We start from the raw sequence: 23,855 nt of genomic DNA, 5'->3' as shown, positions 1-23,855 counted from the left end.
CCTAAGAAGCAAGCAGGATGGGGTGATCGGCCTGAGCGGCCGCGTAGGCGAGGCAGGCTCGGATGTCGTCTGCCGTCAGGTAGGGATAGTCCTCGAGGATTTCCGCCTCGGACGCGCCCGCAGCCAGGAGTGAAAGAACGTCGGTCACACGCACGCGCGTGCCGCGAACGGCCGGACGGCCGTGCACGATCTCCGGGTCGACGACGATGCGATCCAACAGGGGCATGTATCAAGGGTACCGGTTGGACGCCTGTTCCGATCTGAGTACTTCGATCCTCACGAGCGATCCGCGCCGGGAGACCAGCCCTGATCGAGGGCTCACGCGGTGGCGGGCCGGTAGAGCAGGGCGATGGCTCCTGAGCGGAAGTCCTGGCGGTCGACGAGCTCGAGCTCGAGTCTCTCGCGCAGACCCGCGAACAGCGTCGGGCCGTGGCCGGCGATCACCGGATGCACCACGAACGCGTACTCGTCGATCAGCCCCAGATCGGCGAGCGCCAGCGGCAGCTGCACTCCCCCGACGGACAGGCTCTCTCCCGGCTCCTCCTTGAGCCTCCGCACCGCCTGCTCGAGATCGCCCCGCACGAGTTCGGCGTTCCAGTCGACCTCGTCGAGGTTGCTCGACACGACATACTTCTTCGTGCGGTCGATGCTCTCGGCGAACGGGATGTCGGACTCGCTCATCCAGTCCGGCCACCCACCCGAGGCCGGCCGGCGCCAGGCCGACTCCATCATCTCGTAGGTGACGCGGCCGTAGAGCAGCGCGTCTGCTCGGTCGATCTGGGCGGTCCAGTAGCGCATCGACTCCTCGTCGGGGGCGATCCCCGCTTCGTGATGCACGCAGCCGTCGAGGGTGATGTTGATCCCGTAGTGCAGTGACCTCATCCGGTGCTCTCCCTCGACGCGTGCGGAGTCTTCCGCCGATGCGTTGTCAGGCTACTGGCGCGCGATGTTCACGGGAAGATCCGTCGGGACGGCCGCTCTGCCGGGCAGCGCGACCAGAGACAGCAGAGCGGTGAGGGTCGACGCGCCGAGGACGATCCACGCCACCATCGACGTGCCGGCCGCCCCGACGACCGCGCCGGCCACGAGGGTGCCCGCCCCGACCCCGAGGGTCATGGCGCTCACGACCCAGCCGTTCGCCTCGGTGAGGGCCGCGGCAGGGCTGAGCTGCGAGATCCGCTCGAAGACCTGGCCTAGGGTCGGCGGGAGCATCAGCCCCGAGATGCCGGCCACGGCGATGTACGCCCAGGTGGGAAGTGCGGTCGCGGCGAGCGGGAGGTAGCCGACGGCGAGGAGCACACCGCACACGGTAAGGAGGCGCGCCGGCGTGGAACCGAGCGGACGGATGCCGACGACGGTCGCCCCGACGAGGGCTCCGAGGGCGTTCACGGCGAGCATCCACCCCGCCAGCCCCTCGTTCGAGCGGGCCGCCTCGGACGCCGTCGCGACGATGGTCAGCGCGCCGACGGGCACGCCGATGCCGAACGTGAACACGGCCACCCGCGCGACCGCCGGGATGAGGATGGGCGAACGCACGCCGGGATGCCGGGGGCCACCGCTGCCCCGGCTCGTCGAGGCCGCGCGCGGGACGGCGTCGAGAACGAAGGCGACCGCTCCGACCAACCCGAGCGCGCCCGCGAACAGCAGGTTGCCGACCGGGCCGAACACCGCGATGCCGACCACGGTGAGCAGCGGGCCGACGATGAAGATGATCTCCTGGGCGCCCGCATCCAGGCTGAAGGCCGCCTTCAGCTGCGGGCCGGGCGCCACGAGCCGCGGCCACAGCGCCCGCAGCGCCGGCTCGAGCGGCGGCGTGAACACCCCGGCGGCTGCGGCGAGCGCCACGGCCAGCCCCGGCAGCGGTTCGAGGGTCAGCGCCATGCCGGTGAAGGCGAGAAAGCTCAGGATGCCGCTGACGGTCAGAACAGCGACCTGCCCGAGACGGTCGATCAGTCGTCCGAGAAGCGGCTGGCCCACCGCGCCGGCGATGACGTAGACGGCGGTGATGAGGCCGGCGAAGGCGAAGTCGCCGCTGGTGGAGCGCACGAGCTGCACGATCGCGAGGGCGGCCATGGCGCCGGGGAGGCGACCGAGCAGCGACGTCGCGAGCAGGTACCCCGTGTGCCTGGTTCGCAGGACGTCGACGACGGGGTAGCTCGGGCTGGTCACAGGGCCAGTCTGGCTGAAGTCAGGTCGTCGTCTGGCACGCAGGATAATGATATGTGCTCATTTCCTTCCTCGACGAGTCGTACACGCAGAACCGGTACTACATTGCCGCGTTCACCATCGAGTCCAAGGACCTGGCGATCCTGAACGCTGCCGTCGCGGACGCTGCGAGGTACGCAGAAGGGTTCGGTGTCCCGCCCGGTGCCGAATTGCACGCCCACGAGATCATGTCGGGCAGGGGGTCGTGGAAGGCGCTGCGGGGTCAGCAGCGATCGGCGATCGCCATCTACCAGCAGGCTCTGACGAATATCGCGAAGCTTTCCGGCATCGTGTGCGTGCGAGGAGTGGACATCCCGCGCCTCCGCGCTCGGTACAGGTATCCCGATCCTCCACACAGGATCGTGCTGCAACACGTTCTCGAGGAGGTGAGCGCCTGCGGTCGGCAGCGGGGCGAGCACGTGCGGGTGGTGGCTGACGAGCTCCCGGATCAGGAGTCGCACATGACCCAGGTCGAGACGTATCGGCAGCTCGGGACGATCGCGGGACGGCCGACGAGGCTCGCCCACATCGAGACACCCATCACGTTCGCGTGCTCCACCACGACGCCGGGGTTGCAGGTCGCCGACCTGATCGCTTATCTCTACCGTCGTTACGACGGCCACGTCGAGAAGGATCCTCGCACCCGAGCCGAGGTGGAGAAGCTCTGGCAGACGCTCGCTCCTGTGACCAGAGTGGCGAGGGTTTGGACGCCTCAAGCACTAAAACCCCGCACGAGGCGAGGTCTTAGGCGAACAACGTTCTGGAAGCCAGCCCGTCGTGATTGCAAGGATATCTCACCGACTGGGGAAAAAGAAGCCCGCAACCCGGGCGAGGAGCGCCTGCCGCGCCGACGCGATGGCGAAGATGCCGACGCCCGCGAGGGCGCCCACGACCGTCCCGTTGATACGGATGAACCGCAGATCGCGCCCTACATGACGGCGAGAGCCAGTCGGGTGGAGGTCAGCTGGAAGCCGTCGCCAAACTGGACCGTACCAATGTTTCGGTTGGGTTACGTGTTGGTTAGCGCGCCAGACTGTATGGCAGAGTGAAGATCTCAACTGGACCGTACCACTGGAGGAATGATGCGTAGGAAAGCAATGGCGCTCGGCGCGATGTTCGTGTCGGCAGCGCTGCTGGCCGGCTGTTCGGCGGGCTCGAACGGCTCGGCCGGCGATGAGGGTTCCGGTGAAGGTACCGTCAAGCTGGTCGCCTGGCCTGGGCCTGAGGGCGATGCGATGAGCAAGGTCGTAGACGCCTACAACGCCGGTCAGGGCAAAGACGACGGGGTCGACGTCGAGCTGACGCTGCTGTCGCGGCAGGACACGTTCTCGAAGGAGGCGGCGCTGATGGCGTCGAAGTCCTCGGACGTCGACATCTATTTCACCGCGTCGTACAACATCGGCCAGTTCGCTCCGTCGCTCGAGCCGCTCACCGACATCGACACCTCGGCGTACTTCCCGGTAGCGGCGGAAGGCCTCACCTACGAGGACGAGTTGTACGCGCTTCCGCTGGACGTGAGCAACCACTTCCTGCTCTACCGCAAAGACCTCGTCGATGCTCTGCTGAGCGACCCGGCCGCACAGGCCGAGTACGAGACGGTCAGCGAATCGGTCCTGGGCGAGAAGCGCGCCCCGAAAGACCCCGCCGAGTGGGATCTGGACGATTTCAAGGTGGCAGCGGCCTACTTCTCGAAGAGCGAGAACCCCGACTCCCCCACCGAGTACGGCACCATCCTGCAGGCGAAGAATCTCCTCTACAACACGATGATCTGGAACGACGTGCTGTGGGGCTACGGCGGCAACTGGGAGGAAGACGGCCAGGCCGCGCTCACGAGCGATGCTGCCAAGAAGGCCGTCGAGCTCTATGCCGACATCTACGAGAACGGCTGGACCTCCCCCGACAGCGCACAGGCCGAGTTCCCCGAGACCCAGGCTGCACTGCAGTCGGGCGACACCGCGTTCGCCATCCAGTGGTCCGCCGCCTTCGCAGCACTGAACGACCCCGCTCAGTCGCCTGACGTGGCCGGGAAGATCGCGATCGCTCCGGTTCCGGGCGGAAAGACCCACGTGCACGCACTCGCCGTCTCGCTGAACAAGTACAGCGAGAACAAGGCCGCAGCGAAGAAGTTCCTCTCGTTCCTGGCCTCGACCGACGCGATGACCCAGTACGCCGAGGCGGGCGGCATCCCGCCCATGCCCGAGGTGCTGGAGGCTCAGGCTGCCGTGAACCCGGCCTTCGCCCAGGTGTCGAAGACCATCGATGAGAACGGGTTCTCCGAACCCGTCTTCCCGCAGACGTTCCAGGCCTACAGCAAGCTCGCCGAGGACCTCAGCGGAGCCTGGGTCGGCCAGACGGACGTCGACGACGCGCTGGAGACCGCCAACGCCAACCTGCAAGAGCTGCTCGGCTGATCGACTCCCTGGGGCGGGCCCTTCGCGGCTCGCCCCTCGGTCTCCTCCTGCACAGAAGGTCGAACCACAGATGCCATCCACCGTCGTCGAACGCCCGAGATCGACCGCCACGGAGCGCCGCAAGCGCACCACGGCGGCCCTGATCCTGAGCTTGCCCCTCATCCTCTTCGCCGCCGTCTTCGTGATCTACCCGCTCGCGTCAGGGGCGCTCACCGCGTTCCAGAGCAGCACCCTGCTGGATCAGTCGAACGAACCCAACGGCATCGACAACTTCATCTCGCTCTTCCGCAGCGACGGATTCGCGAAAGCCGCCGGCTTCACCGTCGGGTTCTCCGCCGTGGTCGTCGTGATCGAGATGGTGCTCGGGTTCGCCCTGGCGTTGCTGATGAACCGCGCGTTCCCCGGCAAGAAGCTCTTCTTCACCCTGCTCCTGCTGCCGATCATGGTCGCACCGGCCCTGCTCGGCGTCATGTTCCGGTTGCTGCTGAACGGCGACATCGGCGCACTGCCCGCCTTGCTCGACAGCGTCGGCCTCAGCGTCTCGCTGTTCTCCCCCGACTCGGTCATCCCGTTGCTCGTCGTGCTCGACGTGCTGCAGTGGACGCCCTTCACCTTCCTGATCATCTACGCGGGCCTGCAGTCGTTCCCGAAGGAGCTTCTCGAAGCCTCCGCGATGGACGGAGCCGGCTACGTGCGGTCGTTGACGTCGGTGATCGTGCCCGTGCTCAAACCGGTGCTCTTCGCGGCCTTCTTCCTCCGTGCGATCGACGCCATCCGCACCTTCGACGTCATCTACGTGCTGACCGCCGGCGGACCCGGCACGAGCACCACCACTCTGAGTATCTACATCTACAAGACCGCGTTCGAGTCGGGCGACTTCGGCAAAGCGGCCGCCGCCGCGCTGGTCGTGCTGGTCTGCCTGATCCCGTTCGTGCCGTTCATCGTGCGACGCATCTCCTCGACCGGAATGGAGGCCAAGAAGTGACCGCGCTGGCCCAGAACACGACGAAGACGACCGCGACCGTGTCGCCGCCCACCAAGGCACCGCGCCGTCGAAGGGCGTGGCTCTTCACTATCGCCGCCGGCATCATCGCGTTGGTCGTGAACGTGCCGTTGCTGAACGCGGTGCTGGTCAGCTTCAAGCCCGACGGCGAGATCGCCAAGAACCCGATCTCCCTCCCCACGTCGCCCACGCTCGATCACTACGCCAACGTGCTGTACGCGTCGGGCTACGACTTCCCGCGGTTCTTCGCCAACTCGGCGATGATCGCCGTGGGAACCGTGCTCCTCGTGCTGATCATCGCCATTCCCGCCACCTACGCCATCGTTCGGCTGAACTTCGGCGGACGGTGGATCATCAGCAGCGCATCCGGTCTCCGCCTGCTTCCCGCCATCTTCTTCGTCGTGCCGTTCTTCATCCTGTTCTCCACGCTCGGGCTCGCCGACACCATCCCCGGCCTGATCGCCGCGAACACGTTCCTCAATCTGCCGCTCGCGATCATCCTGCTCTCGTCGGCCCTCGGCGACATCCCGCAGGAGATCGAAGAGGCTGCAGCGGTCGACGGCGCGAGCATATATCGGACGCTGGGGTCGATCGTGCTCCCGCTGCTGGCGCCCACGATGGTCGCCGTGTCGGTGCTGGTGTTCATCTTCAGCTGGAACGACTACCTGTTCGCCCTGGTCCTGTCCACGTCCGACGCCACACCGGTCACCCTCGGGGCGGCGAACTTCATCACCAGCACCGGCATCCGGTGGGGCGACATCTCCGCCGCCTCGGTGCTGTCCACCCTGCCACCGCTCCTCTTCGCCGTGTTCGCGCAGCGCTACCTTGTTAGTGGCCTGTCCTCCGGCGCGGTCAAGGGATGACCGGGGACGCCGGGGAAGGACGAATCGTGGTCCACAAATACGAACAGGTCGCAGCCAGCATCCGGGAATCGATCGCCCAGTCCCTGTCGCCGCACGATGCGCTGGCATCGGAACGCGAACTCATGGCCATCCATGGCGTGAGCCGGATGACCGTGAGAAAGGCCATCTCGGTCCTCGTGGAGGAGGGCCGGGTCTACAACGTCCACGGCTCGGGCACCTTCGTCGGTTCGGCCGACATCTTCTCGAAGACCCCCAAGCTGACGTCGTTCACCGAGGACATGATCAGCCGCGGCTCGACCCCCTCCTCGCGGGTGCTCGAGCTGACGCGCATCGCTGCGCCGGACCAGGTCGCGCTCGCCCTCGGCCTGGCCCCGTCGAGCGAAGTGACGAAGATCCGGCGACTGAGACTCGCGGACGACACCCCCATCGCGCTCGAAGAGGTCTACCTCCCGACGACGGTGCTGCCCACCGAATCGCTGAACCTCGGCTCGTCGCTCTACGAACAGCTCCGCCTCGCCGGATACGAGGTGTTCCGCGCCGAGCAGGAGATCATGGCCATCTCGCTGTCGGCCGAGGACAGTCGCCTGCTCGACGTCGCGGAAGGCTCGGCCGCGCTCTCCGTGACCCGGGTCAGCTCCTCGCGCCGAGGTCAGCTCATCGAGTTCGCACGCACCACCTACCGGGCCGACCGGTACACCTTCCAACTGGCCGTCACCCGGGACGACAAATGACGTCCGACGCAGTCTCCGACAGAAAGCTCCACATGCTCCACACCCTGCGCGGCCGCCTCATCGTCTCCTGCCAGGCCTACCCGGGCGAACCCCTGCGCGACTCCGAGACCATGGCGCGGATCGCCCAGTCGGTGGTCATCGGCGGAGCCGCCGCCATCCGCTCCCAAGGGCTCGACGACATCCGCGCGATCGCCCGCAGCGTGGACGTTCCGCAGATCGGACTGTGGAAGGTCGGATCGGACGGGGTGTTCATCACCCCGACGCTCACGCACGCCGTGGCGGTCGCCGACGCCGGCGCCGACGTCGTCGCGATCGACGGCACACGTCGCGAACGGCCGGACGGACTCACTCTGAAGCAGACCATCCGCGAGCTCAGGCAGCGCGCCGACGTCCTGGTGATGGCCGATGCGGGAAGCGTCGACGACGGGCTGGCCGCCGAAGACGCGGGAGCCGACATCGTCGGCACCACGCTCGCCGGCTACACCGGAGAACGACCCCGTACAGATGGCCCGGACCTCGAGCTCGTGAACGCGCTCGCCGCTCGCCTCGGCGTCCCGCTCTTCGCCGAGGGGCGCATCCACACCCCCACCGAGGCGCGCGCGGCGCTGGAGGCCGGTGCCTACTCGGTGGTCGTGGGGACAGCGATCACCCATCCTGCCTCCATCACCTCGTGGTACGTCGACGCCATCGCCGGCGAGCGCAGCCGGATCGCCGACGGGCAACTCCAGGGCTGATCACGCCCCCTACCGACACGGGCCGACGGCGCCCCGCCACCCCCAGAGAGGAACCAGTGGTCGACCTCGCAATCGACATCGGGCAGACCCAGGCCCGGATCCGAGCCGTGCACGACGGCAGTCCTGACCCGGAACTCGAGGTCGACGGCTTCGCCTACGGCTCGAACCTTCTCGACAGCATCGCCCGGATCGTGGCGGAGTGCGCCGAGAAGCTCGGTCTGGACCGTGTCGACGCCGTAGCTGTGGGGAGCACCGGACTCCACGGCCGGCTTCCGGCCGTCGATGGGGTGCTGAATCGGCTGCACCGCACCCTGGGCACCACGTCGATCGTGCTCGCCGATGACGCGGTGACGGCCTACCTCGGAGCCCGCGGAGATCAGGACGGCGTCGTCGTCGCGGCGGGCACCGGCATGGTCGGTCTCGGTCTCGGTCCAGCCGGAGCCGCCCGCGTCGACGGCGTCGGATACCTCATCGGCGACGAGGGCTCTGGCTGGTGGATCGGCCGGCAGGGCCTCGTCGCCGCCCTCAGCGCCGCCGACGGGCGCCCGAACGGCTCGGCCGCACTCCTGGACCGGTTGCAGGATCGGTTCGGAGCCGTCGCCGACTTCCCCGGCACCCTCGCCGCCGAGCCCTCCCCCGTGGCGGTCGTGGCGTCCTTCGCGAAAGACGTCGCCGACGCCGCCAGGGAGGGGGATGCGATGGCCGCCAGCATCTGGCGCGAGGCCGGCGAGCACATCGCTGGCGTGATCGCGGCGGCCGCATCCGGCGGCGGGCTGGGCGACGACCCCCAGTGGACACTCATCGGGCGACTGTCCCGAGCAGACGACCTCCTGCAGCCCGGTCTCGACGCTCGGCTGGCCTCCCTCGTTCCCCTCGGTTCGCGCATGCCACCCGTCGGCGGGCCCCTCGATGGCGTCAGCCGGCTCCTGCACGTCGACACCGCTCGCTTCGCACCGATGGTGCGCCTGAGCAGGATCCGCTGACAAGCGGGCCTCACCTCCCCTCGAACCATCTCAGGAGATCGTCATGGAAATCGTCATCCTCCCCACCGCGGCCGACGTCGGCCGTGCAGCCGCCGGCCTGATCGCGGCGGTCGTCGCGAACCGTTCCGACGCCGTGATCGGCCTCGCCACCGGATCGAGCCCGCAGGGCATCTACCGCGACCTCGCCCGACGAGTCGAGGCGGGAGAGCTATCGTTCGCGCTCGCTCGAGGTTTCGCCCTCGACGAGTACGTGGGCATCCCTTTGGAGCATCCGGAGTCCTACGCCCGCATCATCGCTCGCGACGTGGTCGAGCCGCTCGGGTTCGATCCCTCTCGCGTCCAGGTTCCCGACGGGCGTGCGAGCGACCTCGACCTCGCGGCGAAACAGTACGAAGCCGACATCCTCGACGCCGGTGGGATCGACATCCAGATCCTCGGCATCGGGACGAACGGCCACATCGGCTTCAACGAACCGACGTCGTCGTTCGCCTCGCGCACCCGCATCAAGACCCTCGCCCTCCGCACCCGCGAAGACAACGCGCGCTTCTTCGCATCGCCCGACGAGGTTCCCACGCACTGCATGACGCAGGGCCTCGGAACCATCCTCGACGCCCGAGCCCTCGTCCTGGTCGCTCAGGGCGAGCAGAAGGCCGACGCCATCGCGGCGGCGGTCGAAGGACCCCTCAGCGCCTTCGTGCCGGCCAGTGCGCTCCAGCTGCACGAACACGCGACGATCGTGGTCGATGAAGCGGCCGCATCCCGCCTGCAGCTCACCGACTACTACCGCTACACCTACGACCACAAGCCCGAGTGGCAGCGGACGCGCTGAGAAGCCGGCCCGCGTCCGAAGCGGTCAGGCGCGCAAGCGCCGCGAGGTCACCGCGCGGCTGACCGGTCACCCGCCCCGCGCGCATCGAGCGCCGCCCGCCTGAAGACGTCGAACGCCTCGTTGCGCACCCGCTCGAGCCCGAGGTCGGCGCCCCGCACGAGATCGACGATGCCGAACTCGAGCATCCAGTCGTCGGGCTTCAGCTGGTCGAAGCGGTACAGCCAGTCGACCATCGAGAAGAACGGGAACCAGGTGAAGCCGATGATGGGGTGACCCTCGGCCCGCATCGCTGAAAGCACCGAACCCGACTCGCGCATCCAGTCGATCTTCTCGGCGGGGGTGCCCACGAGGGAGGTCTCGGTGACGGCGATGGGGAGGCCGTAGCGATCGGAGTACAGCGAGATGAGGGTGCGCAGCCCGCCCCCGTCGTTGTGCACCGGCGTGAGGCGGCCGTCGACGAACTCGCCCGTAGTGAAGTGGGGGTAGTAGTTCACCCCGATCACGTCGGGCGTGACCGCGTTGTCGCGGAACCACTGCAGCTCCGCCTCCGTGACGCCGTGCGAGGTCAGCCACGGGTGCAGTGGGGAGTCGGCGTCGAAGCGGCCCGTGATCAGGTCGAGGGCGATGAAGCGGCGCTCCTCGAGCAGCTCTCGGGAGAGCAGCGGCGACTCCCCGTCTCCCCGGTACAGGAAGCCGGCGTCGACGTGCACGAAGGTGGCGTCCGGATGCACGGCGGCGATCTCCCGCTGGGTGAGCACCATGCCGCGAGCCAGCTGCATCGTGACCTTGATGAAGCCGTCGTGACCCGAGAGGTACGGCGGCCACTTGGCGTTCTCGCCGCACCACTCCGCATTGACGACCGGTTCGTTCAGCGGCGTGAAGTCGGTTAAGACGTCGCGGTAGCGCTCGGCGACCGCTCGGCCGTACGAGGCGACCCGCTCGGGATAGCCGGCGTTGATGAACGAGTTGTCGAGCCACAGCGGTGTTCCGTAGTGCATCAGGTCGACGATGCAGCGCAGGCCCAGTTCGCGCATCCGCTCGGCGACCTGGTCGAGCCACGACCAGTCGAACTCCCCCGGCCGCGGTTCGACGAGGTACCACGGGATGCCCCACCGCACGAACTCCGCCCCGCTCTCGGCGACCAGGTCGAGGTCGTCGCGCCAGCGGGCGTAGTGCTGGGTGAGCTCGTACTCGTCGAGCTTGCGGTGGCCGACGGCCTCCTGCGGGATGAAGGTGTCCTCGATGCCGACGCCGTAGTGCAGGCGGTCTTCGCGGTACCAGGGGGTGTCGCTCACGCGGCATCCTTTCGTCATTTGAGGCCCGTGGTGGCGATGCCCGCCACGAAGCTGCGCTGGATGAGGAGGAAGAACAGGATGACCGGCAGCATCGCCAGGAGCGACCCGGCCATCAGCAGGCCGTACTCCACGACGTGCTGCCCCATGAACAGCGCGAGCCCGGCCGGCAGGGTCGAGGTCTCCACCGACGACGACATGACGAGCGGCCAGAGCAGGTCGTTCCAGTTGTACTGGAAGTGGAACAGCCCGAGCGTCAGCAGGGCCGGACGCGACAGCGGCAGGATGATGCCCCAGTAGATGCGCCACTCGGATGCTCCGTCGACCCGCGCCGCCTCCTCCAAGTCCTTCGGCAGCGAGAGGAAGAACTGGGTGAGGAAGAAGATGCCGAAGGCGTTCGTCATCCTCGGGATGATCAGGCCGGGGAGGGTGTTCGTCAGCCCCATCCCGTTCAGCATGTCGTAGAGCGGGATGAGCGTGACCTGGAACGGCAGCATGAGCAGCAGCAGGATCAGCACCATCACCACGGCCCGCCCCTTGAACGGCAGACGAGCGAGGGCGTAGGCCGCCATCGAGTCGAACAGCAGCGAGATGATCGTGACGCTGCCGGCGAAGACGATCGTGTTCACGTAGAGCCGGGCGAACGGGATGCGGTCCCACACCTCCACGAAGTGCTCGAGGGTGAGCTCCCGCGGCCACAGGGTGGGTGGCGCGCTGACGATGTCGCTCTCGGGCTTGAAGGCGGTGAACACCATCCAGATGATCGGCAGCAGCATCAGCAGGCCGATGGCGACCGAGGTGATCGCGAGCAGCCAGGTGGCGGCCCGGTGGGTGTTCACCGGGCGACGGCGACGAGCGGATGCGGTGGTCGCCGCCCCGCCCACGGCCGGCTTCCCGGGTCTGACGGGCTTCGTGGTCGTCATCGCGGCCATCAGTAGGTCACCTGCTTCCGTCGGAGATAGCCGAACTGCACCATCGAGAGGATGAACACGAAGATCACGAGCACGAAGGAGATCGCCGAGGCGTAGCCGAAGCGGAGCTCCTGGAAGCCCTCCCGGTAGACGAGCATCACGAGCGTCTCGGTGCGGAAGAACGGCCCGCCGCGTGTCATCACGTAGATCTGGTCGAACGCCTGCAGCGTCGCGATCAGGGCCAGGACGGAGACGAGCAGCGTCTGGTTCGAGAGCAGGGGCAGCGTCACGTTGCGGAAACGCTGCAACACGCCGGCGCCGTCGAGTCGAGCGGCCTCGTACATGTCGACCGGGATCGACTGCAGCCCCGCCAGGTAGATCACCATGTAGAAGCCGACGTTTTTCCACACGCCCACGATCATCACCGCGGCCATCGCGTAGCGCGGGTCGCTCAGCCAGCCCTGCTCGGGCACGATTCCGACGAGGCTCAGCCAGTGCGAGATCAAGCCGATGTTCGGGTCGAGCAGGAAGGCCCAGGCGATCGCGATGATGCCGAGCGACACGATGAACGGCAGGAAGATCGCCGTGCGGGCGAACGCCCGGCCGCGGAACGCCTGGTTGAGCATCAGTGCGAAGGCGAGCGCCAGCACGACGGTCACCGGGGTGACCACGAGGGCGTAGAGCACCGTGTTGCCGAAGGCGTTCCAGAACGAGCCGTCGGAGAGCAGCTCGGTGTAGTTGTCGAGGCCGACCCACTCGGCCGCCCGGATCAGGTTGTAGTCGGTGAAGGAGAGGTACAGCGCCTGCACCATCGGGTAGACCGTGAACGCGACCAGGATGAGCAGGGTCGGCGTCAGGAAGAGCCAGGCGGTGAGCGAGCGGCGGGCGCTCACGCGGAGGGCCGGTCGCCGGCGCGGGGGCGGCGGGAGCTGAGCGGCGGGGCGCTCTGCGGTGGTCGTCATGGGGTGCCTTTCACGGAGGGCGGGTGCGACACGCTCCCGCCCTCCGGGTGGATCACTTGTCGAGCTCGGCCTGGACCTGGGCGGACGCGTCGGTGAAGATGTCCTTCACCGAGCCCTCCCCGTTCAGCGCCTTCTGCACGGAGGGATTGAAGATGGTCTCCATGATCGGGCCGCCGCTGGCGACACCGGGGAGGAGGGTCTTCGAGACGTCCGTCACCTCGGCGGCACCGAAGATCGCCGGGTAGGGGCTCGCGGTCACCTTGTCCGCCACGTCGGCGCGGTTCGGCGGGAAGCCGGATCCGTCGGCCCAGGTGGTCTGACCTTCGGCCGAGTTCCAGTAGGCGAAGAACTCGTACGCCGCCTCCTTCTGCGCGTCGCTCGTGCCGGCGGGCAGCCCCATCGACACGACGTCGGCGAGCACCGCCTCGTCGCTCGGGCCCGCCGGGGGCTTGGCGAGACCGTAGTTGAGCCCGGCCTCGTCGAAGCCGGTCGTCATCCACGGGCCGACGACCTCGATGGCGGCCTTCTGCGTCTGGAACAGCTTGTCCGCATCCGCACCCGACATGCCGATCTGGGTGGCCTTCTGGTCGCGGATGAGCGACACCCAGAAGTCGAGGGCCTCGATCGACTCGGGGTCGCCGAGGGTCGACTTCGTGCCGTCGTCGTTGGCGATGCTGCCGCCCGTTCCCCACAGCAGCGAGGCGAAGACGGGGACCGTCTCGTGGTCGGCGAGGGCCAGGGCGAACTGCTCGGGCTGGCCGTCGCCGTTCTCGTCGACGGTGAGCTTGGGAACCATGCCCGCGAGCTCGTCCCAGGTGGTGGGAGGCGCCTCGGGGTCGAGGCCGGCGGCCGAGAAGAGGTCTTTGTTGTAGTACATCATCATGGGGGTGAAGTTCACCGGCACCCCGTAGTTGACGCCGTCGAACACCGAGGCGTCGACCGCGGCCGTGGCGAGGGCCTCGGTGTCGTTGTCGGCGTCGGTGTAGTAGTCGTCGAGCGGCTCGAACAGGCCCTGACTCGCGAACTGGGGCATGCGCGACGCCGACATCGCGATGATGTCGGGGCCGTCGTTGCCGGCGACCGAGGTGAGCACCTTCTGGTACAGGGTGTCCCACGGCATGATGTTCGCCTTCACCTCGACGTCGTCCTGCGACGCGTTGAAGTCCTCGATCACCTTCTCGAGCGCGGGGCCGTCGGGGCCGGTGAACCCGTTCCAGAAGTCGAGGGTCACCTTGCCCGAGGCGTCGGGCTGGTCGTCGCTGCCGCCGCCCGAGCCCTGGCCGGTGCAGCCGGCGAGCGCGAGGCCGGTGACGGCCAGGGCGGCCACCAGGGTGAGCGGGCGGAGGGTGTGACGGGCACGCCGTTCAGGTGAACGGCGCCGGTGCTGTGTCTTCATCGACTTTCTCCTTCGTGTGTCGTTCAACGTTGAACGAGAGGACAAATACCGTTATACATGACTGGTAATCGTTGAACAAGGCATTACCGTGAAGGTGATCCACCCGGTGCCAGCGATACGGAAGGGAGGTCGGCAATGGCGCGGCCCACACTGAAAGACGTCGCCGACCGCGTCGGCGTCTCGGCCAAGACGGTCTCGAACGTGGTGAACGGAACCGGCTGGGTGACCGCCGAGCTGCGCGAGCGCGTGCAGGTGGCGCTGGTCGAGGTCGGCTACCGGCCGAACGCCGCCGCCCGCCAGCTGCGCAGCGGGCGGAGCGGCATGATCGCCCTCGCGGTGCCCGAGCTCAGCCAGCCGTACTTCGCCGAGCTCGCCGCCTCCCTCGTGCGCGAGGCCCAGGGCCGCCTGATCACCGTGCTGGTGAATCAGACCGACGGCCTCGCCGACGTCGAGCGCAAGATCAGCGAGGGCATCGGGGCCACCGCCGTCGACGGCATCATCCTCAGTCCGCTCGCGCTGAGCGCCAGCGACCTCGAGGGGCGCCGCGACAGCACGCCGCTCGTGCTCCTCGGCGAGCACATCGGCACCAGCACCTTCCCTCACGTCACCGTCGACAACACGGCCGCGGCCAAGGCGGCGACGCAGCACCTGCTGTCGATCGGCTGCCGGCGCATCGCCGCGATCGGGGCGCAGGACCACGGGCCGAACGAGACGGCACTGCTGCGGCTCGCCGGGTACCGCGCCGCACTGGAAGAGGCAGGCATCCCGGTCGACGAGTCGTTGATCCTGACCGTCGACGGGTTCCACCGCGCCGACGGAGCCCGGGCGGCCCGCACCATCCTCGGCACCGGGCTCGAGCCCGACGGCATCTTCGCCTTCAACGACCTCCTCGCCCTCGGAGCGATGCACGCGCTCTCGACCGCGAACGTCAGGGTGCCCGACGACATCGCCGTCATCGGCTTCGACGACATCGAGGAGGGCCAGTACAGCACGCCGACGCTGAGCTCCGTCTCGCCGAACACCGGCGAGCTCGTCGCGACGGCGATAGACCTGCTGCTCGCCCAACCCCCCGAACCGGGAATGCACACCGTCGGGTTCACGATCGCCCACCGCGGCAGCACGAAAGGACCTGCGCAATGACCATGACCTCGACCCCCGCGGCCCGGGCGGCGTCCGACGCCGATCTTCCCGCTCGCGGACTCCCCGACGCGACGACCCAGGACGGCACCTACCCGCGGCCTCAGCTGATGCGTCCGCACTGGCACGACCTCTCCGGCACGTGGGACTTCGCCTGGGACGACGACGAGGAGTACGAGCACGACGACGTGCCGTTCTCGCGCCGCATCGAGGTGCCTTTCCCGCCCGAGTCGCCGGCATCGGGCATCCATGAGACCGGTTTCCACTCGCGCGCCTGGTACCGGCGCACGGTCGGGGCGGCCGAGCTGCGGGCGGCTGGTGCGCCGACGGATGCTGGCGCCGCGCCGGGGCGGATGCTGCTGCACTTCGGCGCCGTCGACCACGCGGCCAGCGTCTGGGTGAACGGGCACCTCGTGGCCACCCACGTCGGAGGGCAGACCCCGTTCGCGGCCGACATCACCCGCCTCGTGCGCGCCGAGGGCGACGAGCTGACGATCGTCGTGCGCGCCGTCGACCTGCCCGGTGACGTCTCGTCGCTGCGCGGGAAGCAGGACTGGCGCGAGGAACCGCACACCATCTGGTACCACCGCACGACCGGCATCTGGCAGCCGGTGTGGCTCGAGTGGGTGCCGTCGGTCTCCGTGGAGTCGATCATCTGGCGATCCGACCTGACGACGTCGACGGTGGAGGCCGACATCGAGCTCAGCGGGCCCGTCGCGGCCGCCGACTCGGTGAGCGTGACGCTCAGCCACCTCGGCGAGACCATCGCCGCCACGACGGTGAGCACGATGGGCGAGGGCACGGTCTCGGTGCGGCTGGTCATCCCCCGCCAGCTCAACGGCCAGCAGTACGAGGAGCTGCTCTGGAGCCCCTCGTCCCCGACGCTGATCGGGGCCCGGATCTCCGTGCACCCGCACGAGCCGGCGGCTCCCTCCTGGGACACGGTGTCGAGCTACCTCGGTCTCCGCAGCGTCGCGACCTCCGACGACGCCCTCCTGCTCAACGACCGGCCGATCTACCTCCGGTCGGTGCTGGCCCAGAACTACTGGCCCGAATCGCATCTCGCCGCGTCGGCGGCGACGCTGAAGCGCGAGGTCGAGCTGATCCTCGAGCTCGGCTTCAACGCGGCTCGCGTGCACCAGAAGGTCGAGGACCCGCGCTTCCTGTACTGGGCCGACCGGCTCGGGCTGATGCTGTGGGGCGAGACCGCCAGCGCCTACGCGTTCGACCCGAAGGCCGTCGGAGCCCTCGTCAGCGAGTGGACCGCCGTGCTCGAACGCGACCGCTCGCATCCGTCGATCATCGCCTGGGTGCCGCTGAACGAGAGCTGGGGGGTGCAGCACATCTCGCACGACCCGCGCCAGCGCGCCTTCAGTCGCGCGATCGCCGATCTGACCCGGGCGCTCGACGGCACGCGACCCGTGATCTCCAACGACGGGTGGGAGCACACCGACTCCGACATCATGACGATCCACGACTACGAGGCCGACCCCGCCACGCTCACGTCGCGGTACGGCAGCGCCGAGAGCCTGCAGCGGATGATCGACGGGTTCGGGCCGGCGGGGCGGCGCATGTCGGCGGAACCGGGACCGGGCGCCTCCTCGGAAGGCAGGGACGCGCATCCGCACCGCCCGATCATGCTCACCGAGTTCGGCGGCGTGAGCCTCGAGACGGGCGGCGACGGCGACTGGGGCTACTCGACCGCCCGCGACGCGGAGTCGTTCGAGAAGCAGGTCACCTCCATCCTCCTCGCGGTCGGGTCGGTGCAGCCCCTCGCCGGGTTCTGCTACACGCAGCTCACCGACACCGGCCAGGAGACGAACGGCCTGCTCCACGCCGACCGCTCCCCGAAGTTCCCCGTCGACCGCATCCGCGCGGCGGTGCGCGGCTAGCCCGGTGCGTTCGTCACCCGGCGCGTTCGTCACCCGCGCGGCGCGGGTGGTCGCAGCGGCCGCCTCGCGGCGGGAGCGGAGGGCTAAGCGGCCCGCTCGGCCCGGCTGCGCAGGATGCAGAACTCGTTGCCCTCGGGGTCGGCCAGCACGACCCAGCCCGAGCCGTCGGGCCGGCGGCGGTCGTCGACCTGCCGGGCACCGAGCTGCAGGAGCCGCTCCAGCTCCTCGTCGCGGGTGCTCCCCGCCTCGGGCTCGAGATCGAGGTGCAGCCGGTTCTTCAGCTCCTTCGCCTCGGGCACCTCGATGAAGAGCAGGCGCTGAGCGCCGTCGCTTGAGAAGATCATGCACTCGTCGTCGCCCGGCACGTTCGGGTCGTCGGGGTCCTCCGCGAAGCCGAGCACAGCGCTCCAGAACACCGACTGCGCCAGGGCGTCGCGGCTGTCGATCGTCGTGTGCGAGATGCGGGCTGCCATGCGGCGAGCCTAGCCGCGCGAGCCCTCCAGCCCCAGGGTCATGGTCAGGCGAGCAGCGCGTGCACGCCCGTCGCGATCGCGTAGATGCCGACGCCCGCGAGGGCACCCACCACCGTGCCGTTGATGCGGATGAACTGCAGGTCACGCCCCACCTGCAGCTCGATCTTCTCCGTCGTCTCGCGCGCGTCCCACCGCTGCACCGTGTCACTGATCACCGACGCGAGGTCGTGGCGGTACTTCTGCACCGCATACCCCGCCGCGTCGGCGATCCATGCGTCGATCTTCGTGGCGAGCACCCGGTCGCTCGAAAGACGCGCCCCGAGGTCGACCAGCGCCGACGTCGCCGCCGACCGCAGCTCGCTCGCGGGGTCGGCCAGTGCTTCGGCGAGGGTCGTCTTGGCCGCCTCCCAGAGCTGGCCCGCGAACGAGCGCAGGCGCGGGCTCTCGAGGAACTCGGCCTTGATCTGCTCGACCCGGGCCGACATCGCGGGGTCGTGCTGCAGCCGGTCGGTGAGGTCGTCGAGGTAGCCGTCGATGGCCAGGCGAAGCGGATGCTCGGGGTCCTCCTTCACCGCCTGCAGCAGTTTGTTGAGCTCGCGATGCGCGCGGTCGTCGGCGAAGTCGCGCGCGAAACCGGGCACCCAGCGGGGGATGCGGGTGGAGACGACGGCATCGAGGGCATCCGGATGCTCGGCGAGCCAGGTCTCGGCCGCCTCGACCAGCGCGTCCACGACGGCCCGCTGCTGATCGGCCGCCACGAGCTCGGACCCCATCCGCCCGAGGGCCGGCGCCCACTCCTTCTCGAACAGGTGCTCGCGGGCGAGGCGCTCGATCAGGCTCTCGACGTCGCGGTCGCTGAGGAAGCGGAGCAGACCCTGCGCCATCACGGCACCCTCGGCGCTCGCCCTCTCGGCGTTCTTCGGGTCTGCGAGCCACGCGCCGAGCCGGTCGGCCACGCTGAAGGTCGCCAGTTTGCTGCGCACCACCTCGTCGGAGAGGAAGTTCTCCTCGACGAACTCGCCGAGGCTGACGCCGATCTCGTCCTTGCGGTTCGGGATGATCGCCGTGTGCGGGATGCGCAGCCCGAGCGGATGCCGGAACAGCGCCGTCACGGCGAACCAGTCCGCGAGCGCGCCGACCATCGCGCCCTCGGCGGCGGCGCGCACGTAGCCGAGCCACGGGTACCGATCCTCGAGCGCGAAGGCGACGGCGAAGACGACGGCCGAGACGACGAGCAGGCTCGTGGCGAGCACCTTCATCCGCCGGAGCGCGGAGCGGCGCTCGAGGTCGGCGGGGCCGAGCTGAGTGGTCGTCGTCATCATGCCTCCCTTGTCGCGGCACCCACCACCGTACGCGTCCGGGCACGTGCCGCCCCACCGCGATGGCCGCCCAGGGTGCAGTCGGCCGATCGGGCCTTCTCACCGGGCATCCGTCGACATTAGGGTGATGCCAACAGCCGGGCCGCACCGGCTCAGGGGGAGGAAACATGAAGCGACCTGGTGGAGTCACCCTCGTGGCCGTGATCGTCTGGATCTCGGGCGCGCTGCAGGTGATCGGCGGCGTCATCGGTCTGATCACCGCCTCGACGACGGCGGAGGCGAACGGCGCCCCGGACACGGCCGGTGCACTGACGACCGGCGCGATCGTGTCGATCGTGCTCGGCATCATCACGGTCATCGTCGGCGCCGCCCTCCTGCGCGGCAGCCAGCTGGCCCGCGTGCTGACGACGATCGTGCTGGCCCTCAACCTCGCGAGCGCGATCTACCTCCTGGCGGCGGTGCCCTCGAGCCTCTGGCAGGGCGTCGTCAACGCGGCCCTGGCCCTGCTCGGCATCATCCTCCTCTACACCCGCAGCGCGAACGCCTACTTCCGCCGCTAGCGGTGTCGCGCGGCACGGATCGGTCCTGACACGTGGCAGGCCCGCGAGCCCGACGGCGGGAGGGCGCGCAGCGCCTCGCTCCCGCCGCCGAGAGCGGTTACGGGCGGAAGACCGCCCGCACGCATCCGTCGGTCTTCTCCTTGAACATCTCGTAGCCCTCAGGGCCCTGCGCGAGCGGCATCACGTGCGTCGCGAGGTGCTCGGTGACGAGCTCGTCGCGGGCCATCCGCTCGAGCAGCATCGGGATGTACCGGTGCCCGTGCTGCTGCGCCGACCGCAGCGTGAGCCCCTTGTTCATCAGCGGCCCCAGTGGGAACTTGTCCACGAACCCGCCGAAGACGCCCAGCACGAACACGCTGCCGCCCTTCCGCGCCGCGAAGATCGCCTCGCGCACGGCAGTGGGCCGGTCGGTCTGCAGCCGCAACTGCTGCTTGACCTGGTCGTAGGCGAAGTCGGGGCGATCCTTGTGCGCCTCCATGCCCACGGCCTCGATGCAGACGTCGGGCCCGCGTCCGCCGGTGAGCTCGCGCAGCTCGGGCAGCACCTCGCTGGTCTCGTAGTTCATCGTCTCGGCGCCGATGACGCTCTCGACCTGAGCGAGCCGCTCCTGGAAGCGGTCGATCACGATCACGCGCTCCGCCCCCAGCAGAATGGATGCTCGCGCCGCCATCTGGCCGACGCCACCCGCTCCCCAGACGGCCACCGTGTCGCCGGGCTTCACCCCGCCGAGGTCGGCGCCCATCCACCCGGTCGGCGCAGCATCCGAGGCGAAGAGCGCCCGCTCGTCGGCGACGCCCTCGGGCACGGGGAACGCACCCTGATCGGCGTACGGCACCCGGATGTACTGGGCATGACTGCCCGCCCAGCCGCCGAGCGCGTGGGAGTAGCCGTAGCATCCGCCCGGCGCCTGGCCCCAGAGCATCTCGGGGATGCCCGCGTTCGGGTTGCCGTTGTCGCACAGCGAGTAGAGCTCGTTCCTGCAGAACCAGCATCTGCCGCAGCTGATGAACGAGCACACGACGACACGGTCGCCGGCTCTGTGCCTGGAGACCGCCGAGCCCACCTCGACGACCTCGCCGATGAACTCGTGGCCGAGCACATCGCCGGCGCGCATGGTCGGCACGTAACCGCCGAGCAGGTGCAGATCCGAGCCGCACGAGGTGCTCAGGATGACCCTGACGATGATGTCCTGCGCATTCAGGATCTCGGGGTCGTCCACGTCTTCGACCGAGAGCTCGTTCACTCCGGTCCAGGTCAGAGCCTTCACAGCACTCCACCGCCTTTCGCCTCGTCCTCGGCTTTGTCGACGGCGACTCCGAACAGGGTGGTGGGCCGCTTGCCGTGCGGCCTCGGGACGGCGCGGAGCACCTCTCCCGTCTCGATCAGCTGCTTCGCGTCCCGCAGCGCCGCCCGCAGGGCCTGGTCGGGTTCGTCGTCGCCGAACAAGGCCTTGTCGGCGTCGTCCTTCACGCGGGCGTGCACCTCGAAGCCCTTGTCACCCGGGGCCGGCTGCACCCGCACCTCGAGCCCCTCGGCGAGGCGCTGCAGCGGTTCGGGGTAGGCGCCCTGCTCGAAGGCGCTCGGGTCACCCAGCACGGTCACGGCCTTCCAGCCCTCCGGATGCCGTGAGTCCCCGTCGGACTCGGGCTGCTTGCGCACCAGTGTCCTCGCCACCAGGCCTATGGCCACCACGCCGGCCGCTCCTGCGGCGACGGCTGTCTTCGTACCCATCACTCCTCCTTCGCTGAGAGGGTGAGTTCCTCCGAGAACCACCCTCGGTCGATGGGCATGAACCTATTGACGCGCCCAGGCGATGGCAGGGGGATTCACATCCGCGCGATCAGGAGAGACAATGCCGGGAGGAGCGGACTCCTCGGCGGTGAGCGTCAGATCGCCGAGGCCGACGAGCGCGGGAGATCGAAGACCGCGTCGACGGCGAATGCCAGCGTGGCCGCCTGGTGCACGAGGTAGTCGGGGCGGTGCGGGAGCGCGCGCTCGATCGAGAGGCCGTCGACGACCGTGAGCAGGAGGTGCACGCGGCGCTCGGTGTCGCCGGGCGGCAGTACGCCCTCCTCCTCGAGGATGGCGAGCCACGCACCGACCCGGCGCTCGGCCTGGGCGACGATCAGGTCGTAGCCGGCGCGCGCATCCGGAGTCGTGTCGGCGCCCGGGAACGCCTGGAACAGGCTCTGCCAGACCGCGAACGCGTCGGCGTCGTCGGTGCCGAAGGGCTCGAACAGGCGCCAGAGGCACTCGCGCAGTCGCTCGCGGGGCGGCACGGACGTGTCGCGGATGCGCTCGTCGGGCATCGCCGCGTCGTAGGTCGCGGTGAGGGCGGCATTGATGAGGTCGCGCTGGGTCGGGAAGTAGTGGCGCAGGGTGCTTGCGCCGACCCCGGCGTGGGCGGCGACCGCACGCACGCTGAGGCGCTCGACGCCGTCGCGCATCATCGCCGTGACCGAGGCGAGGATGCGGTCGCGAGTGCTCTCCATGGGTCAGACCTCCTGGCTCGATTCTAAAGGCACATCAGGACGTTTGGCACACTGTACCGGTACAGTGTGCTAGTCTCGGTGCACCGCCTCGGCGACCCGTCGCCACCACCCCCTTTGGAGAGATCATGGACGTCATCGCGTTCTTCCAGCAGGCCATGGCACACGTGCCGGTCATCGTGCAGCCGTTGCTCGTCGCGCTGGCGGGGGTGATCCCGTTCGTCGAGGGTGAGCTCGCCGCCGTGCTCGGGGTGTGGGCGGGACTGAATCCGTTCGTCGCGGCGATCGCTGCTGCGGTGGGCAACTTCGCCTCCGTCTTCGTCGTGGTGTTCTTCGGGGCGCGCATCCGGGCCGTCGTCGTCGCACGCCGCGCACGCAAGGCGGCTGCTGCTCGGGCCGCGGCCGTGCCGGTGCCGGCGGGCGGGATGCCGGGCGAAATCGCCGAGCCCGAGCTGGAGCCCGAGCCGAAATCGAAGCCCGAGTCGAAGGGCGTTCAGCGCTTCAAGCGGTTCCTCGTGCGCTTCGGGGTTCCCGGTGCGAGCATCCTGGGCCCGCTGGCCCTGCCCACCCAGTTCACCTCGGCGGTGCTGGTCTCGACCGGTGTGGCGAAGGGCTGGGTGCTGCTCTGGCAGGGCGTCGCGATCGTGCTCTGGACCACCGTCACGACCCTGAGCGCCGTCGGCGTGCTGGCCCTGCTCGAGGGCTGACCCCCGGGTGGTGCGCTCGAGCCGGGACTCCTGGTGGCACGGCCGGGTCGGCTAGCCTGGCGGCATGGCGAAGCAGGCACCGATCGACGACGTCTCCATCGGCGGGGAGATGATCCGGCTGGGGCAGTTCCTCAAGTTCGCGGGGCTGCTCGACAGCGGCGGCATGGTCAAGGAGGTCATCGCCGACGGCGCCGTGATGGTGAACGGGGAGGTCGAGCTGCGGCGGGGGCGGCAGCTCGCTGTCGGGGATGTCGTCGGCTTCGACGGGCGCCGAGCCCGGGTCTGCCCGTAGCGGAGCGCGCCGCCGCTCTTCGACGGGTCCCGCCGTCCTAGTCGAGCGGCTTGCGCCAGATCTGGTAGTCGCAAGGGGCGGCCAGCGAGTCGGCGAGCTCGGGGTAGTCCTCCGCCATCGGCTTGCTGGCCGTCCTGCGGTAGCCGGCCCTGGCGTACCAGGCGGCGAGCCGCACCTTCGACTCCTGCACGCCGACGCTCGGAACCAGCAGCTCCAGCTGCATCTCGGCGGCGCCGGCACTCCGCGCGACTTCCTCGGCGGCCGCCACGAGCGCGCGCCCGATGCCCCGGCCGTGCGCGTCGCGGGCGGCGGCGAGCATCCCGAAGCCCCAGGTGGTCTCGTCGAGGCGGTGCACGCGCACGCATCCAGTCGGCCGCTCCCCCACCCGGGCGACTACGATCTCGGATGCCCGGATGAGCCCACGCATCTCCTCGGCGCCCACCCGGCTCGTCCCGGCGACCCACATCCCGGCCTCGCCCACGGCGTACGCGGCGTTGACGATCGCGACGAGCCGGCCGACGAGTGCCTCGTCGTCGGCGGCTTCGGGTGGGAGCAGCTCGATCGAGAGAGCCCCGGAGTCGTTCGTCATGGTGGCGACTGTACAGATCTCCAGGTGACCCGGCTGCGGCCGTAGCGACTGTACAGATCTCCAGGTGACCCGGCTGC

The 23,855-nt window shown here is 69.1% G+C and carries 25 protein-coding genes and 2 pseudogenes; 13 read left to right on the top strand and 14 right to left on the bottom strand.

Annotation, left to right across the window (positions count from 1 at the left end):
* Position 1: 1 nt before the first annotated feature.
* The 3 genes from BJ984_RS08635 to BJ984_RS08625 form a co-directional block, all read right to left on the bottom strand.
* A complete protein-coding gene (locus BJ984_RS08635; protein ID WP_179547662.1) occupies positions 2-226 on the bottom strand; it encodes a DUF433 domain-containing protein in 225 nt (74 codons plus the stop codon).
* Positions 227-318: 92 nt separating this feature from the next.
* Entirely contained in the window at positions 319-882 is a 564-nt protein-coding gene (locus tag BJ984_RS08630; protein ID WP_179547661.1) for a dihydrofolate reductase family protein, read from the bottom strand.
* 51 nt (positions 883-933) lie between these two features.
* Positions 934-2,169: an MFS transporter gene (locus BJ984_RS08625; RefSeq protein WP_179547660.1), complete on the bottom strand. Its 1,236-nt coding sequence runs from the start codon at positions 2,167-2,169 to the stop codon at positions 934-936.
* A gap of 53 nt (positions 2,170-2,222) precedes the next feature.
* Between BJ984_RS08625 and BJ984_RS19205 the strand changes: the two are divergent.
* Positions 2,223-2,807, top strand: a pseudogene (locus BJ984_RS19205) (DUF3800 domain-containing protein); the annotation flags it as partial.
* A gap of 192 nt (positions 2,808-2,999) precedes the next feature.
* Here the strand turns inward: BJ984_RS19205 and BJ984_RS19200 are convergent.
* Positions 3,000-3,137 (bottom strand): annotated as a pseudogene (locus BJ984_RS19200) (DUF445 family protein); the annotation flags it as partial.
* Positions 3,138-3,440: 303 nt separating this feature from the next.
* Between BJ984_RS19200 and BJ984_RS08615 the strand changes: the two are divergent.
* From BJ984_RS08615 to nagB, 7 genes are all read left to right on the top strand, one after another.
* Complete coding sequence (locus BJ984_RS08615) at positions 3,441-4,616, top strand: extracellular solute-binding protein (RefSeq protein WP_179547658.1); 1,176 nt, start codon at positions 3,441-3,443, stop codon at positions 4,614-4,616.
* A gap of 70 nt (positions 4,617-4,686) precedes the next feature.
* On the top strand, positions 4,687-5,601 hold the full coding sequence (locus tag BJ984_RS08610; protein ID WP_179547657.1) for a carbohydrate ABC transporter permease: 915 nt from the start codon (positions 4,687-4,689) through the stop codon (positions 5,599-5,601).
* Positions 5,598-6,482 carry a carbohydrate ABC transporter permease gene (locus tag BJ984_RS08605; RefSeq protein WP_179547656.1) on the top strand — a complete coding sequence of 295 codons (885 nt, stop codon included), beginning with the start codon at positions 5,598-5,600 and terminating at the stop codon, positions 6,480-6,482. The genes BJ984_RS08610 and BJ984_RS08605 overlap by 4 nt, the downstream gene beginning before the upstream one ends.
* Positions 6,479-7,213: a GntR family transcriptional regulator gene (locus tag BJ984_RS08600; RefSeq protein WP_179547655.1), complete on the top strand. Its 735-nt coding sequence runs from the start codon at positions 6,479-6,481 to the stop codon at positions 7,211-7,213. The genes BJ984_RS08605 and BJ984_RS08600 overlap by 4 nt, the downstream gene beginning before the upstream one ends.
* Before the next feature lie 32 nt (positions 7,214-7,245).
* Positions 7,246-7,947 (top strand): N-acetylmannosamine-6-phosphate 2-epimerase, encoded by a 702-nt coding sequence (locus tag BJ984_RS08595; RefSeq protein ID WP_218870016.1) that lies wholly within the window; start codon positions 7,246-7,248, stop codon positions 7,945-7,947.
* A gap of 56 nt (positions 7,948-8,003) precedes the next feature.
* Positions 8,004-8,930: an N-acetylglucosamine kinase gene (locus BJ984_RS08590; RefSeq protein ID WP_179547653.1), complete on the top strand. Its 927-nt coding sequence runs from the start codon at positions 8,004-8,006 to the stop codon at positions 8,928-8,930.
* A gap of 43 nt (positions 8,931-8,973) precedes the next feature.
* Positions 8,974-9,759, top strand: a complete 786-nt coding sequence (gene nagB, locus BJ984_RS08585) for a glucosamine-6-phosphate deaminase (RefSeq protein WP_179547652.1) — start codon at positions 8,974-8,976, stop codon at positions 9,757-9,759.
* Positions 9,760-9,806: 47 nt separating this feature from the next.
* Here the strand turns inward: nagB and BJ984_RS08580 are convergent, their stop codons facing one another.
* Genes BJ984_RS08580 through BJ984_RS08565 form a run of 4 tightly spaced genes read right to left on the bottom strand, consistent with a single transcriptional unit; the run spans position 9,807 to position 14,320 of the window.
* Positions 9,807-11,054 carry a family 1 glycosylhydrolase gene (locus tag BJ984_RS08580; RefSeq protein ID WP_179547651.1) on the bottom strand — a complete coding sequence of 416 codons (1,248 nt, stop codon included), beginning with the start codon at positions 11,052-11,054 and terminating at the stop codon, positions 9,807-9,809.
* Between the two features lie 14 nt (positions 11,055-11,068).
* Entirely contained in the window at positions 11,069-11,974 is a 906-nt protein-coding gene (locus BJ984_RS08575; protein ID WP_246306449.1) for a carbohydrate ABC transporter permease, read from the bottom strand.
* Positions 11,975-11,982: 8 nt separating this feature from the next.
* Positions 11,983-12,924, bottom strand: a complete 942-nt coding sequence (locus BJ984_RS08570) for a carbohydrate ABC transporter permease (RefSeq protein WP_179547650.1) — start codon at positions 12,922-12,924, stop codon at positions 11,983-11,985.
* Positions 12,925-12,976: 52 nt separating this feature from the next.
* Positions 12,977-14,320, bottom strand: coding sequence for an ABC transporter substrate-binding protein (locus BJ984_RS08565; RefSeq protein ID WP_179547649.1), 1,344 nt, complete (start codon positions 14,318-14,320; stop codon positions 12,977-12,979).
* Between the two features lie 135 nt (positions 14,321-14,455).
* Here BJ984_RS08565 and BJ984_RS08560 point away from each other — a divergent pair, with 135 nt between their 5' ends.
* Together BJ984_RS08560 and BJ984_RS08555 are read left to right on the top strand one after the other, a co-directional pair.
* Entirely contained in the window at positions 14,456-15,460 is a 1,005-nt protein-coding gene (locus tag BJ984_RS08560; RefSeq protein ID WP_179547648.1) for a LacI family DNA-binding transcriptional regulator, read from the top strand.
* Positions 15,457-17,349: a glycoside hydrolase family 2 TIM barrel-domain containing protein gene (locus BJ984_RS08555; protein WP_309298942.1), complete on the top strand. Its 1,893-nt coding sequence runs from the start codon at positions 15,457-15,459 to the stop codon at positions 17,347-17,349. The genes BJ984_RS08560 and BJ984_RS08555 overlap by 4 nt, the downstream gene beginning before the upstream one ends.
* A gap of 83 nt (positions 17,350-17,432) precedes the next feature.
* On the opposite strand, the gene BJ984_RS08550 is transcribed toward BJ984_RS08555, so the two are convergent.
* Complete coding sequence (locus BJ984_RS08550; RefSeq protein WP_179547647.1) at positions 17,433-17,822, bottom strand: VOC family protein; 390 nt, start codon at positions 17,820-17,822, stop codon at positions 17,433-17,435.
* Positions 17,823-17,866: 44 nt separating this feature from the next.
* Positions 17,867-19,144 carry a DUF445 domain-containing protein gene (locus BJ984_RS08545; RefSeq protein WP_179547646.1) on the bottom strand — a complete coding sequence of 426 codons (1,278 nt, stop codon included), beginning with the start codon at positions 19,142-19,144 and terminating at the stop codon, positions 17,867-17,869.
* A gap of 164 nt (positions 19,145-19,308) precedes the next feature.
* Here BJ984_RS08545 and BJ984_RS08540 point away from each other — a divergent pair, with 164 nt between their 5' ends.
* Entirely contained in the window at positions 19,309-19,701 is a 393-nt protein-coding gene (locus tag BJ984_RS08540) for a DUF7144 family membrane protein (protein ID WP_179547645.1), read from the top strand.
* A 97-nt stretch (positions 19,702-19,798) separates the two neighbouring features.
* Here the strand turns inward: BJ984_RS08540 and BJ984_RS08535 are convergent, their stop codons facing one another.
* The 3 genes from BJ984_RS08535 to BJ984_RS08525 form a co-directional block, all read right to left on the bottom strand.
* Positions 19,799-20,968 carry a zinc-dependent alcohol dehydrogenase gene (locus BJ984_RS08535; protein WP_179547644.1) on the bottom strand — a complete coding sequence of 390 codons (1,170 nt, stop codon included), beginning with the start codon at positions 20,966-20,968 and terminating at the stop codon, positions 19,799-19,801.
* Positions 20,965-21,432 (bottom strand): hypothetical protein, encoded by a 468-nt coding sequence (locus tag BJ984_RS08530; protein ID WP_179547643.1) that lies wholly within the window; start codon positions 21,430-21,432, stop codon positions 20,965-20,967. The genes BJ984_RS08535 and BJ984_RS08530 overlap by 4 nt, the downstream gene beginning before the upstream one ends.
* Positions 21,433-21,587: 155 nt before the next feature.
* Positions 21,588-22,193, bottom strand: coding sequence for a TetR family transcriptional regulator (locus BJ984_RS08525; RefSeq protein WP_179547642.1), 606 nt, complete (start codon positions 22,191-22,193; stop codon positions 21,588-21,590).
* 125 nt (positions 22,194-22,318) lie between these two features.
* Between BJ984_RS08525 and BJ984_RS08520 the strand changes: the two genes are divergently transcribed.
* Both BJ984_RS08520 and BJ984_RS08515 read left to right on the top strand, forming a co-directional pair.
* Positions 22,319-22,897 (top strand): small multidrug efflux protein, encoded by a 579-nt coding sequence (locus BJ984_RS08520; protein WP_179547641.1) that lies wholly within the window; start codon positions 22,319-22,321, stop codon positions 22,895-22,897.
* Between the two features lie 64 nt (positions 22,898-22,961).
* The gene (locus BJ984_RS08515) at positions 22,962-23,189 is read left to right on the top strand and encodes an RNA-binding S4 domain-containing protein (RefSeq protein ID WP_179547640.1); all 228 of its coding nucleotides are present in this window, start codon (positions 22,962-22,964) and stop codon (positions 23,187-23,189) included.
* A 37-nt stretch (positions 23,190-23,226) separates the two neighbouring features.
* Here BJ984_RS08515 and BJ984_RS08510 read toward each other — a convergent pair whose 3' ends face one another.
* Positions 23,227-23,778, bottom strand: a complete 552-nt coding sequence (locus tag BJ984_RS08510; protein WP_179547639.1) for a GNAT family N-acetyltransferase — start codon at positions 23,776-23,778, stop codon at positions 23,227-23,229.
* Positions 23,779-23,855 lie beyond the last annotated feature (77 nt).

Source organism: Herbiconiux flava (genome assembly GCF_013409865.1).
GTDB lineage: Bacteria > Actinomycetota > Actinomycetes > Actinomycetales > Microbacteriaceae > Herbiconiux > Herbiconiux flava.
The sequence above is the reverse complement of the archived record's forward strand: the minus strand, read 5'-3'. Positions and strand labels throughout refer to the sequence as shown.

Coding starts and splice junctions, on each gene's coding strand:
- BJ984_RS08635 (WP_179547662.1), bottom strand. CDS start 226: ATGCCCCTGTTGGATCGCATCGTCGTCGACCCGGAGATCGTGCACGGC.
- BJ984_RS08630 (WP_179547661.1), bottom strand. CDS start 882: ATGAGGTCACTGCACTACGGGATCAACATCACCCTCGACGGCTGCGTG.
- BJ984_RS08615 (WP_179547658.1), top strand. CDS start 3,441: ATGAGCAAGGTCGTAGACGCCTACAACGCCGGTCAGGGCAAAGACGAC.
- BJ984_RS08610 (WP_179547657.1), top strand. CDS start 4,687: ATGCCATCCACCGTCGTCGAACGCCCGAGATCGACCGCCACGGAGCGC.
- BJ984_RS08600 (WP_179547655.1), top strand. CDS start 6,479: ATGACCGGGGACGCCGGGGAAGGACGAATCGTGGTCCACAAATACGAA.
- BJ984_RS08595 (WP_218870016.1), top strand. CDS start 7,246: ATGCTCCACACCCTGCGCGGCCGCCTCATCGTCTCCTGCCAGGCCTAC.
- nagB (WP_179547652.1), top strand. CDS start 8,974: ATGGAAATCGTCATCCTCCCCACCGCGGCCGACGTCGGCCGTGCAGCC.
- BJ984_RS08575 (WP_246306449.1), bottom strand. CDS start 11,974: ATGACGACCACGAAGCCCGTCAGACCCGGGAAGCCGGCCGTGGGCGGG.
- BJ984_RS08570 (WP_179547650.1), bottom strand. CDS start 12,924: ATGACGACCACCGCAGAGCGCCCCGCCGCTCAGCTCCCGCCGCCCCCG.
- BJ984_RS08565 (WP_179547649.1), bottom strand. CDS start 14,320: ATGAAGACACAGCACCGGCGCCGTTCACCTGAACGGCGTGCCCGTCAC.
- BJ984_RS08560 (WP_179547648.1), top strand. CDS start 14,456: ATGGCGCGGCCCACACTGAAAGACGTCGCCGACCGCGTCGGCGTCTCG.
- BJ984_RS08555 (WP_309298942.1), top strand. CDS start 15,457: ATGACCATGACCTCGACCCCCGCGGCCCGGGCGGCGTCCGACGCCGAT.
- BJ984_RS08550 (WP_179547647.1), bottom strand. CDS start 17,822: ATGGCAGCCCGCATCTCGCACACGACGATCGACAGCCGCGACGCCCTG.
- BJ984_RS08545 (WP_179547646.1), bottom strand. CDS start 19,144: ATGATGACGACGACCACTCAGCTCGGCCCCGCCGACCTCGAGCGCCGC.
- BJ984_RS08540 (WP_179547645.1), top strand. CDS start 19,309: ATGAAGCGACCTGGTGGAGTCACCCTCGTGGCCGTGATCGTCTGGATC.
- BJ984_RS08530 (WP_179547643.1), bottom strand. CDS start 21,432: ATGGGTACGAAGACAGCCGTCGCCGCAGGAGCGGCCGGCGTGGTGGCC.
- BJ984_RS08525 (WP_179547642.1), bottom strand. CDS start 22,193: ATGGAGAGCACTCGCGACCGCATCCTCGCCTCGGTCACGGCGATGATG.
- BJ984_RS08520 (WP_179547641.1), top strand. CDS start 22,319: ATGGACGTCATCGCGTTCTTCCAGCAGGCCATGGCACACGTGCCGGTC.
- BJ984_RS08515 (WP_179547640.1), top strand. CDS start 22,962: ATGGCGAAGCAGGCACCGATCGACGACGTCTCCATCGGCGGGGAGATG.
- BJ984_RS08510 (WP_179547639.1), bottom strand. CDS start 23,778: ATGACGAACGACTCCGGGGCTCTCTCGATCGAGCTGCTCCCACCCGAA.